Origin of the sequence: Cerasibacillus sp., assembly GCF_036516575.1 — a bacterium.
Taxonomy (GTDB): domain Bacteria; phylum Bacillota; class Bacilli; order Bacillales; family Amphibacillaceae; genus Cerasibacillus.
On the sequence record NZ_DATBTY010000036.1, the window covers coordinates 35,168 to 46,937 of the forward strand.

The 11,770-nt window shown below is 36.5% G+C and carries 11 protein-coding genes and 1 riboswitch; of the genes, 3 read left to right on the top strand and 8 right to left on the bottom strand.

The window, feature by feature from the left end; translation table 11 throughout:
* The first annotated feature begins 174 nt into the window (after positions 1-174).
* The gene (locus VIG73_RS06260) at positions 175-1,224 is read left to right on the top strand and encodes a DUF3900 domain-containing protein (protein ID WP_331640085.1); all 1,050 of its coding nucleotides are present in this window, start codon (positions 175-177) and stop codon (positions 1,222-1,224) included.
* A gap of 782 nt (positions 1,225-2,006) precedes the next feature.
* Here VIG73_RS06260 and VIG73_RS06265 read toward each other — a convergent pair.
* Positions 2,007-3,176, bottom strand: a complete 1,170-nt coding sequence (locus tag VIG73_RS06265) for an AI-2E family transporter (protein ID WP_331640087.1) — start codon at positions 3,174-3,176, stop codon at positions 2,007-2,009.
* A gap of 72 nt (positions 3,177-3,248) precedes the next feature.
* On the bottom strand, positions 3,249-4,400 hold the full coding sequence (locus tag VIG73_RS06270; protein ID WP_331640090.1) for an MFS transporter: 1,152 nt from the start codon (positions 4,398-4,400) through the stop codon (positions 3,249-3,251).
* Positions 4,401-4,702: 302 nt separating this feature from the next.
* Between VIG73_RS06270 and VIG73_RS06275 the strand changes: the two genes are divergently transcribed.
* Complete coding sequence (locus tag VIG73_RS06275; protein WP_331640391.1) at positions 4,703-5,521, top strand: phytoene/squalene synthase family protein; 819 nt, start codon at positions 4,703-4,705, stop codon at positions 5,519-5,521.
* Positions 5,522-5,646: 125 nt separating this feature from the next.
* Here the strand turns inward: VIG73_RS06275 and VIG73_RS06280 are convergent, their stop codons facing one another.
* From VIG73_RS06280 to thiW, 6 genes are all read right to left on the bottom strand, one after another.
* Positions 5,647-6,066, bottom strand: a complete 420-nt coding sequence (locus tag VIG73_RS06280) for a transporter (protein WP_331640092.1) — start codon at positions 6,064-6,066, stop codon at positions 5,647-5,649.
* A gap of 115 nt (positions 6,067-6,181) precedes the next feature.
* Positions 6,182-7,165 carry an ABC transporter substrate-binding protein gene (locus VIG73_RS06285; RefSeq protein ID WP_331640094.1) on the bottom strand — a complete coding sequence of 328 codons (984 nt, stop codon included), beginning with the start codon at positions 7,163-7,165 and terminating at the stop codon, positions 6,182-6,184.
* Between the two features lie 308 nt (positions 7,166-7,473).
* Positions 7,474-8,091, bottom strand: coding sequence for a thiamine phosphate synthase (gene thiE, locus VIG73_RS06290; protein ID WP_331640096.1), 618 nt, complete (start codon positions 8,089-8,091; stop codon positions 7,474-7,476).
* A gap of 6 nt (positions 8,092-8,097) precedes the next feature.
* Positions 8,098-8,865 (bottom strand): hydroxyethylthiazole kinase, encoded by a 768-nt coding sequence (gene thiM, locus VIG73_RS06295; protein ID WP_331640098.1) that lies wholly within the window; start codon positions 8,863-8,865, stop codon positions 8,098-8,100.
* Positions 8,846-9,670, bottom strand: coding sequence for a bifunctional hydroxymethylpyrimidine kinase/phosphomethylpyrimidine kinase (gene thiD / locus VIG73_RS06300; protein ID WP_331640100.1), 825 nt, complete (start codon positions 9,668-9,670; stop codon positions 8,846-8,848). Before thiD ends, thiM begins: the two co-directional genes overlap by 20 nt.
* A 24-nt stretch (positions 9,671-9,694) precedes the next feature.
* Complete coding sequence (gene thiW, locus VIG73_RS06305; RefSeq protein ID WP_331640102.1) at positions 9,695-10,195, bottom strand: energy coupling factor transporter S component ThiW; 501 nt, start codon at positions 10,193-10,195, stop codon at positions 9,695-9,697.
* Between the two features lie 92 nt (positions 10,196-10,287).
* Positions 10,288-10,401, bottom strand: a riboswitch (TPP riboswitch).
* Positions 10,402-10,679: 278 nt separating this feature from the next.
* On the opposite strand from thiW, the gene VIG73_RS06310 reads away from it, so the two are divergent.
* On the top strand, positions 10,680-11,720 hold the full coding sequence (locus tag VIG73_RS06310) for a LytTR family transcriptional regulator DNA-binding domain-containing protein (RefSeq protein ID WP_331640104.1): 1,041 nt from the start codon (positions 10,680-10,682) through the stop codon (positions 11,718-11,720).
* Positions 11,721-11,770: the final 50 nt, after the last annotated feature.

An 11,770-nucleotide genomic window follows, 5' to 3' on the forward strand; every position in this document is an offset into this window, starting at 1 on the left:
ATCGCTTTAGAGATGATGTAACGCATGAAGCCAAAATGGAATTATTAACTATTATACAGTAAAAAGGTGAAAAAGTCTAAAATTCAGAAGTTTTCACTGTTTCACATTTAGTTTACAATGATTGACTGATAGGGACCTCTTTTCTATACTTTAAAAGGATAGAAGGTGAATGAAATGGAGTTTAATATACAATATTTGTCTTTTTATGTTATAGAAATAGAAGATGAATCAAAACGTGTATCACATTATCAAACATTGGATCAAACAGATTATGACGAGAGCCAGTTACAAAACTTTTTGGATGGTGAATTTACTAAAATTGCTAAACGTAAAGTAGAACGTCACGCAAAATCCGAAAACAGCCCTACAAAAATTGGTAGATTTATTGTCGAAGAGGGACATGATTTAACTTCCAACCCCAATTATAATATATTTCATCACTTAAGATATGCCGAAAATAAAGAGATTTTCCAAGAAAAGACACATCAAATAGCAGAAATGTATGCTGAAACGAGTGCTGTACGTGGTGGCGCATTGATCGTGGCCACGGCTAAATTAGCGAAGTATTTCGATGATCCTTTCCTGTTTATTATTAAATGTGACTTCGAACCGAAAGTAGCAACCATTACCGATGCGTCAACATTAATCCATCAGGTAGAGATGGCCATTACGACGAAAAATATGAAATCAATTCAATACCCGTATATGCCAGAAGAGGGGATGCTTGATGAAGCTGAAGTAAAAGTGCATCAGGCTTCACATGCGCGATATTTTGAGGACTTTTTACCATATGTCGCATATGAGAAATCACTTCCTGAAATTGTTAGAAAACAAGTTGTTGATATCGTGCAAGAACATATTGAAGAAGTATATCCAGAAACGAATGATGAAAAGGTGGCATTGGAAGAGGAGTTAGAAGAGTGGGCGGTGACACCAAAACGAGAATTACAAGAACGTCTTTCAACAGAGCAAATCGTTGAAGCAACATCGCAAATTACAGAACATGCTCCTGAAGTGGAACTGAAAATGAAATTAGATCATGTGTCTTTAAAGGCCTTACTAGCTGACTTCGGTGATACCATTCATTTGGCAAAAGTGAATGGACGCTACGTTTTGATTATTGAAGCAGAAAATATTCAATTTGACAAAAGTTTCTCACCGATCGAGTTTCATAAACCTGATCACCTCATGACAGTGATTGAAAAAGTCGTGAATAAACCCTAGTCAAGTTATAGAAATAAAGAAACGGGGCGGGACAAAATGAACTGGACTTTCCCTCGTTAAGTAGACAAAGGAATACACAGAGGAGATAATAAAAATTGATTTAAGCAGTTTAAGCTCTGTATTCAAAAGGGCACAAGCTGTTTTTTTCTTGATACCTTTTATAATGATAGATTTCTCAATTGACTTTGAGGAATCTCTGGCAATGTACTGAAGATTTGTAGTTTTTATCGTGTCATTTTTTATGTAATATCATTGGAGTGCTCAATGTCATGTAAGTCATTGATGTTAGTTGAAGTTATCTCCCATTGGAGCGCTCAATGGTATGTAAGTCATTGATGTTAGTTGAAGTTATCTCCCATTGGAGCGCTCAATGTCATGTAAGTCATTGATGTTAGTTGAAGTTATCTCCCATTGGAGCGCTCAATGTCATGTAAGCCATTGATGTTAGTTGAAGTTATCTCCCATTGGAGCGCTCAATGGTATGTAAGTCATTGATATTAGTTGAAGTTATCTCCCATTGGAGTGCTCAATGTCATGTAAGTTGATGTTAATTAAAGTTATATCGTATTGGGAGTTCGCGCTTCGAGGCGTAATGATAACTTTGATATTATTAAAAAAGAGATCCACCCCTAAAGAAAAGGAGTGGATTATTATTTTTCTTTATAACAAACTATACAAACCATCTTCCAAATACTGGCTTTCATTCTAGTGAACAAAATCTGATGTACCAATCTATAAGTATTATTTAATGGTAGTTATGTCTTAGTCTCGTTTTTTTAGTCTTACTCTGATTTATTATTATGTTGTTCAATATCATAGGCACCGTATTCTTCACCGTAAAAACGGTTATAACGCCGTTTGAATTTTTCGTATAAGTATTGCACGACGACTTTTAAAATCGCATACCCTGGAATACCTAAAATGACCCCAATTAAGCCAAATAAATTTCCAGCTACTAATAAAACAATAATGATTGTAAGGGGATGAATTTTCATTGTTTTTCCCATGATATTCGGTGAAATGAAATTACCTTCTAAAAACTGTACAGCTATCCAAACAATGGCTAGCTTTAATAACATAAACGGTGAATGAACAAGAGCAATGATAATTGCTGGTGAAATGGCGATTGTTGGACCTAAGTAAGGAACAACGCTTGTCACAGCAGCAATAAGCGCTAGGATAATTGCATAATCTAAACCAATAATTAAGTAACCTATATAAAGCAGAATTCCGATACAAGAGGCGACAATGATCTGACCTTGAATATAAGAACCGACTTGTTCGTCCATGTTTTTCAAGATGTAATTAGCATCGTTTCTAAATTTTGGTGGTAATAATTGTAAACAATAGCTTTTAAATCGTGTACCATCTTTTAATAAAAAGAATAAAATAATTGGAAATGTGACTAAAGCGACAATAACATTCGTAACGGTGGTCGCAAAGTTGCGAACGCCTTCATAAGCACCGCCAATATAGGCCCCAATTTGGCTTGGTAAGTCACTTAAGTTGTCAACGACCCATTTATATCCTTCATCATAGTAAACCCCGAATATAGATGATTGTAGCCACGATTGGATTCCTTCACCCATTTGTTTTAAATAAGCAGGAAAGAACTTAATTAAATCTTTTATCTGTGTTTCGATAATGGGTGCTGTAATTAAGATAATCCCCGTTAAAATACCACTTATTCCAAGAATCAAAATAATGATCCCCCAAATTCGTTTAATCCGTAAACGTTCCAGAAGATTAACGATTGGATTTAACAGGTAATATGCGATAAACGCTAAAATTATCGGTGGCAATAATGTTGAGAAAATGGTTACAATCGGGTTAAAAATAAAAGAAACGTGTTGATAGACGAAAATTGTGATTCCGATTAGGATCAAAATAATGAGCCCAAACACTAAATCACGGCCACCAATAAATTTCATAAAGCGACTAGAATATTTCATCGGAATCCCTCCAAATTAATACCATATTCCTTTCATTATAAAAGAAATTGCTAGCGATTAAAAGAGCGAATGTTATTTGTTAAGTGCTGCTTGAGTTGACATGGAAATAATCGCAGTTAAGAGCGAAACAATAACTAAAATGCCACCGACAGTCGCATTGTGTACCACTGAAGTGTTCTCTATTACGACTCCGCCAATAAAGGAACCGAAAGCAATTCCGAAATGCAGTGAAGAGTTATTCAGACTTTGTTGTATATCTGATGTTTCGGGTGATGTTTCAATCAAGTAACTTTGCATTGCTGGCGAAATGGCCCAACTCATGACTCCCCAAGTAATTAAAATGACTAGAAAAACGGGCATCCAAGATGTTGAAGCTGGAATTAAAAAGATAGCTGCTGCAAAGATAACAATAACGGATAAAATAGTCTTTTTTGTTCCGAACAGATCAGATAATGTTCCTCCCAAACCACCACCACTTACAGCTGCTATTCCAAAGATAAAGTATATGATACTAATCCAATTACCTCCTATACCCATTGTCTCCTGTAGAAATGGATTTAAATAGGCATAAATGGTTGTATGTCCTGCTAAGAATAAAAATGTTGTAAAGTGAGCGAATAGGATTTTTTTGTTTTTTAAAGTAGCGAGTTGTTGTTTTAGCGGAATGGACGGCTTTGGTTGTACGCGATTCATAAAGAAATGCACACCGATAATTGATAATGCTGTTAAAAGGCATACTAATACAAAAGGGGCTCGCCAACCGAGTGAATGCCCAAGAGTCATTCCAAGCGGCACACCTAATACGAGAGAAGCACTTACTCCCATCGATACAAGGCCAATTGCACGCCCACGATACTTTTCTTCGACTAATCGTGGAGCCATAACTAAACATAAAATGATTAATAATGCACCACTTGTTGCTGTAATCACTCTTCCAAGAAAAACGATTGAGTAGGAAGAACTAACGACCGTAACAATATTTCCAATCAAAAAGATGTATAAAGAAATGAGTGTTAACCGCTTTCGCTCAATATTTGCAGTAACGATGAGTAAAATAGGCCCCGCAATAGCAAAAATTAATGAAAATATAGTAATTAAAAAACCGGCTTTTCCTAAACTTACTTGTAAATCAGTAGCAATTAAGTCTAAGATTCCACCGATAATCAATTCAACCATACCAATGATGAACGATACAATCATTAAGAAGTAAACACGTTTATCCATTGTCTCATTCCTTTCTGTATACTATTTCTAAAATCAATGAACGCTATGTCAGGTGTTGAGATGAGACAAATAGTCCGAAAGATATCGGTAAGTAGAAAGGGTTTTTCACTTCCAAAGTTCCCATCCACAGACTGCTTGATTAATACGTCCGTTATGTAACATTATCATAATGCGTTTCTGTAGTCTAATACAATAAACAATTAAAATGTAAGTGCATGTAATGGATTGTATAAGAAAAACCTTTTCACTTCTGTTATACTTGAGATACCTCGTTATATATTAAAGGAGGAACCTCATTGGTGATGGAAGCAAAGCAATTAAATCGAGATGCAATGCGTGTTTTAAAAGAGACAAGCCGAACGTTTTATATCCCAATAAAATTATTGAAAACAAAACTAAGGAAAACAGTTGGATCTGCTTATTTATGCATGCGCGCCATAGACGAAATTGAAGATCACGTGCAATTAGAAACTATGACGAAACAGCAATTATTACGAGAAATAAGCCGGTTATTAGCAGAACCATCATTTAATAAAAAAGCATATGAATCCTTAATAGCCCCACATGCTGAAATGTTGCCAGAAGTCACGATAAGGCTAGGTGATTGGCTTGACTTTTGCCCTGAAGATATGGTCGATCTTGTTAAAGCATACACAAGTGAAATGGCAACTGGAATGGCAAAATGGGTACAGAAAGACTGGCATGTGCAAACAGCAGAAGATTTGGATGAATATACGTATTATGTTGCGGGTTTAGTTGGAGTCATGTTATCTGATATTTGGAAACGATATGACGGTACACAAACGAATCGTGATCTTGCGATTGGCTATGGAAGAGGCCTACAAGCAGTGAACGTCTTACGTAATATTGATGAAGATGCCGAGCGTGGCGTTCAGTTTTTCCCTGATAATTGGACAAAGGAAGACATGTTTCAATATGCTGGGGAAAATCTAAAAAAAGCAGATATGTATATGAAAGATATTCAAACGAAAAACATTCTCCTTTTCTGTAAAATCCCACTTGCATTAGCGAAAAAGACACTCAAAGCATTAAAAAGTGGTCATGAGAAGATGACACGCCAAGAAGTTGAAGCAACCGTTGATCAAATTATCAATGAATAATTTTATAAATACGGACATTCACTATAGGTATGAATGAATATGTAATACGTTCTCCAGTTAAAAAAAATTGAATAATTATGAATGAAAATGTGCTCGGTATCGTATGAAACCGAGCACATTTTACTTTAAAAACATTGGAATGAATCAATACGGTTTAAATCAATACCAAAATAAACCCACCTAAAGCCCGACCAACGAAATCCTGCGACTGAACGACGTCCTACGAAGGTAGGGAAGTACCAGAATGAACGCCCATTGTCTAACCAAATAAAGGTGAAGCGGAACAAGCACCGTTGAATGGCTCCAGGATCAACGGCAAATAGTTGAAACTGTGGTTGTTCAGGCTGAAATGACGGTGGTGGTGTACTCGGCGGTCCTCCTGCTTGTGGTGGCCCTCCTGGTCCAAAGGATGGTGGTCCTCCTGGTCCAAAAAATGGTGGCCCACCACCAGGGAACATAGGTGGTCTTCCTGGGGGACCAAATCCTGGAAATGTCCTTTCATCGTCATTCATTTCATATGGTGGTTGGTTAAAATAATGATTCATGTTTTACGCCCTCCTCATGAGTCTCTCGCTTTAATATATGGGTAAAGCGTCTAGGAAGGGACTCATTTGCGGAGAAATGGGCGCTATTCCCGGTATTGGTCATAAAGCAGCATGTTTAGAGTGCCTCTATTACTTTTTCAGCAATATCCTTAGGAACCCAATCTAACCACACATCTTCCCGTTCTTCTAAAAATTTGATCGCCGCTTCTTCAGCAGAAGCCTTTTCATCTTGTATATAACGGAGCGCGTCATTAGCGATTTCACTAGATGTTTGATAGTTTTTTAGAAATTCGACGACTTCGGGCGCACGTTCGGGTAAACTTTTATTTGAGATAATATCGATATCCTGTGGACCAATACTTGCTAGGGGTCCATTGTCATCTTTTTCTATAATTGGAGTCATATCATATTTCCCCATCACCCAATTAGGTTCGTAATTATAGCCGATCCACGGTTCACCATTTTCGTAAGCATCAGCTAAAGAAATATTTATTCCTGATTCTGAACCGGGGCGAAAATAGTTATATGTTTCATCCACTCCATATTCTTTTAATCCATCATATAGTATTTCATCGACTGTCCAACCGGAAATTGAGCCAATAATTCGCCCCTTTCCTTTATCTTCAGGATCTTGAAATATCCCCCAGTAATCAGGTAGGTCAGTAATATATTTAAGGTCGGGTGCCATTGGTTCAATACCACGCTCAGCATCGCCTTCAATGACATATGTTGGAACGTATAATCCTTGAAAATTATCATCAAAGTTCACTGAAAGCTTTATAAAATCGCCGCTCTCAATGCGATCATCATACATATCACCTAGATTTGTTGTCCATATTTCCATATGCACATCTATTTCTTCTTTTTCAATACCAGTTAGGACGGCTGCTGTTGAACCTGTACGGTTCTCGGTCGGGTAACCATAACCATGTTCGATAATAAAGCCTGCTACTTCATTATGGAATTTTAAACTGTCCCAACCATTATCAGCAAAAACAATCATTTCTTTGTTTTGTTCACTTTCAGAACTACATGCTCCAATAAAAATTGTAAGACTAATAGAAAGCACCATGAATAACAATTTGTTAAAACTCTTCATAAAATGATAACCTCCATGATTTTGTTTAGTTGAAAAAAATGTATAGGATTGCTATTCATACGGTGCACAGAAAAATAGAATATAGATCTCGAGACCTCCTTAATTGTGGCCTATATTAATCGTATAATGAGCCATTTTTACTTACAAATGGTGGATGACGTACTAATCTCATGTATACGTTCATAAACGGTCGTATACGCCACCTATTATCACTACAAGGTATATTTTTTCGAATATTCATCAAAATATAACGCAAAACAATGAAAAAACGTATATGTCTTAGTTTGACATATACGTTTTCATGAAAATTACAATTTATTAATGACAGATTTAATGTCATTTGCTTTAGTAATTGCTGAAATGACGGCAACACCATCGGCTCCAGCTTGTAATACCTTTGTTGCATTACTAGACGTAATACCACCGATTCCAACGAAAGGTAATTCTGGATGCTGATGCCGAAGTGTTTCAATCCATTTAAGGCCTACAGGAGTTTTATCGGGCTTTGTCATTGTTTGAAAAACAGGCCCAGCTCCAACATAATCAACATATTCCAAGGAACTCTGTTCAAGTTCAGCTTGATTTGATATGGATAGACCGATTATTTTGTCTGGAAACATGTCACGGACGATACTAACAGGTGTATCATTTTGTCCGACATGAACGCCATCTGCATTAAGTGGTTCGACTAGTGTTACGTTATCATTGACGATAAAAGGAATGTCATGTTGTAAGCAAATATCGCGCAATCGTTTACCTAGTTCTAATTGTTCTTTTTCCGATAAGCTTCCTTTACCTTTTTCACGATATTGAAAAATGGTGATACCACTATTAATCGCTTCAATTAAAATATTTTCTGGCTTTCGTTTGCCACAATCCTGACTCCCCATGATGAAATATTTACGTAGACATTGTTTTAATATCATCAATTATCATCCTTTCAATTTCTGTACCGGAAATGAGAGTGCATCAATAAAGTGCGCTTTAAACGTTCCAGGCCCAGTGACAGCTTTTTGGGAAGCAGCATATTCAGCTGCTAATCCGTAAAATGTAACAGCCGTGGCTAATTGATCTTCAATAGCATCATCTGTCGCTAGACAACAAGCAATAATTGAGCCTAATAAACATCCGCCCCCAGTTACTTGTGCTAAATAAGGATGTCCTGTTGTATTTTGAATGACTTTTTTGCCAGTACAAATAACATCTGTCTCACCTGTAATCACAATATTTGTTTGATATTTTTGTGCAGCTTTTATAGCGACTTCTTCTAAATCCCCATCGCCAACTGAATCGACCCCTTTGACTTCCCAGGGAATATCAACAAGATGAGCAATTTCTCCGGCATTACCTTTAATGACTGTTGGTTTAACTTTCTTTAACATATTTGTAATCACATGACTTCGATAGGGTGTAGCCGCTACGCCGACTGGATCGAGGACAACTGGAATATGGTGCTTATTAGCAGTCCGTCCAGCGAGGATCATACTAGATATATCTTCACTTGATAATGTACCAACATTAAGGAGTACAGCACCGGCTGATTTAGCCATATCTTCAGCTTCTTTTTCAGCCATAGCCATGACAGGACTCCCACCAAAAGCAAGAATGCCGTTAGCCGCAAAATTCATAACGACATAATTAATGAGATTATGAACTAATGGATTTTTTTCACGTACTTTGTCAATGATTTTTGGATTCAATTTGTGTCACCTCATTCATTCTTGGTGCCCAGTGATTCGTTGGGCCACTTCCACTTCCTAAATCAAAGGAATATCGAATAGCTTGTGTAATATAATCTTTCGCTTTGATAACTGCATTGACAAGATTTTCTCCTTGCGCTAAATAAGCGGTAATGGCGGCTGATAACGTACAGCCTGTGCCGTGTGAATTTTTCGTATCGATTCGCTTCGTCGTCAATCGATGGATTTGTTCACCATCATATAAGAAATCCGTTGCATCACCGGAAAAATGTCCTCCCTTAACGAGAGCTGCATGTGCACCATATGTGTTTACAATCAACTTTGCTGCTTGTTTCATATCATCTTCAGTTTGAATGGCCATTCCTGTTATCACTTCTGCTTCTGGTATATTAGGTGTAACAACATAAGTTAATGGTAATAATTCATCTCGTAAATATTGCTGTGATTCTCTAGCAATTAATGGATCACCACTAGCCGCAACCATGACAGGGTCCATGACATATGGTACATTTAGCGACTCTATCTTTTTCTTAATGACTTGCATCATATCAATATGAGCAATCATACCTGTTTTGAAGGCGTGGATTGGCATATCATTAATAACTGAATCGAGTTGTTTTTCAATCATATCTAATGGAATATGGTGAACGGCTTGAACTCCGGTTGTATTTTGTGCCACAACAGATGTGATCACTGACATCCCATATGCTTTAAGTTCTTGGAATGTTTTTAAATCGGCGTGAATGCCTGCTCCACCACTTGGATCTGTCCCAGCGATCGTCAATGCACATTTAACTTGTTTCATAGATTGATGCCTCCTAAGATAATGTTATTTTAAATGAAATGATTTCAATTGCTGAGTAGATTTCATACGTGAAACAATAAATAAACCAATCAACGCTCCAGATATACTACTCGTTAAGAAAGATGGGAAAAAGAAGAGTGCTCCAAAAGCCGCTCCCATAAATAATTTGGCAAACGGAATAGCAAACAGTGAAGCAATGATACCTGTACCGAATGCTTCACCGAAAGCAGCCCAGCTTATTTTGTTTGTTTTTTGATAGAAATACCCTGCTAGCAGTGCCCCAATCATACCGCCTGGAAAGGCAAGTAATGTCCCAAGACCAAATAAATTTCTGATAAGGCCAATCATAAAGGCAATTGTTATTGCTGGTATAGGACCTAACATAACTGCTGCTATCACGTTTACGGCATGTTGAACAGGGTATGCTTTAGCAATCCCTGCCGGAAACCAAAGAAATTGCGAACCTAGAACGCCAATAGCTATCAAAATCGCCATCATTGTAATTAATCTTGTACGCTGATGCATAATATCACTCCTTTCATTGTGAATAACAAAAAAGCCAGGATTCATCGTCATGAACCTGGCTGATATAATACGAATGTCGAAATAGATAGACATAGGCTGTCTGACTACTTCCCTCCGCTGGTATTAACCAGATCAGGTCCATAAGAGTTAGAAAACAACGGTTTTCCTCTCAGCCCCCAAATATTAGGGCACCCCTAGTAGCATTTAATATTTTTATTCAATTACTTTTAGCGTACCATATGAAAGCGCTTTTGTCATTTTCTTATTTTCATATATCTATGCTTAATTAACAAATGTATCAGTGTAAGGGTATAAAACAGTGAGTGATATAGACGAAATAAAAACTTAATTGAACGTCAAAAATACATCATTCAGCCTTTATTAGACATCGTTTAACAAAAAGTTAATCAAGATATTTATTACAAAGTGATGTATATTCAAGTAAGATGAAATAAGAGAAAAGTTTCATTAGAAAGGTGATTTTATGGAAGTATTATCGATTGAAAATGTAGCGAAACATGATAAGGATACAACATTGTTTCCTCCATTTGATCTAAAAATATATAAGCAACATATCACAGCCATTTATTCAAGTTTAAATGTCCGTCATGCGCTAATAAAAATGTTGATTGGCAAAACTTCGGTTGCACCTGGGAAGATTTTTGTCAATCATGAAAGTATAGTGGCAAATAAACGTCATTATTTATCACAAATTGCTGTTTGTTTTTTTGATGAAGGGATCTATGAACGGTTGACTGTAATTGATTGTATGAAGTTTTATCGAGATCTTTATCAATCTAAACAAACGTTTGATTATATTTTACAATTGACCCAGTTAGAAGAGAAAAAGTATAAAAAGATTAGTAAATTAACTTTTTCTGAACGAAGACGCATTCAATTTGCGCGGATGTTGCTTCAAGATGCCGCACTTTATATATTTGAAGAAGCTGATTTAAATGTTGACTTAGAGACGAAGCGTGTTTTCTCTACCATCACTGACACATTAAAACAAAATCAAAAGGCAATTATAATTTTGACTGGGAATATGGAAAATGCCATCACGGTGGCAGATAACGTGTATCGTTTAGATGAGAATGGTCTCCATCAAATAGAAATAGGTAAGGATGAAACTGAAGAAACAGAAAAAGAAGTAACTGAACCAGAAGAAAGTCTTGAACAAGCATTTGAATTTAATAAGATTCCGACAAAAGTGAATGACAAAATTGTTTTATTTGACCCTCCTGAAATTGATTATATAGAGAGTAAAGATGGACAGGCACATTTATTTATAAAAGGAGAAGCTTTTCCAACGACGTTTACGTTAAATGAATTAGAGGAACGGTTAAAATATTTTGGTTTTTTCCGATGTCATCGTTCATACATTATTAATTTGCAAAAAGTTCGTGAAGTGATCACGTGGACGAGAAATAGTTTTAATTTAATTTTAGATGATCAAGCGAAATCTTCTATACCGTTATCAAAGGCAAAAATGGCTCAATTAAAAGAAATGTTGGGCCTAAAATAAGCTCCAATCATCCTGGAAAATGCTCCATTCATGGAAAACATGCTGCCAAA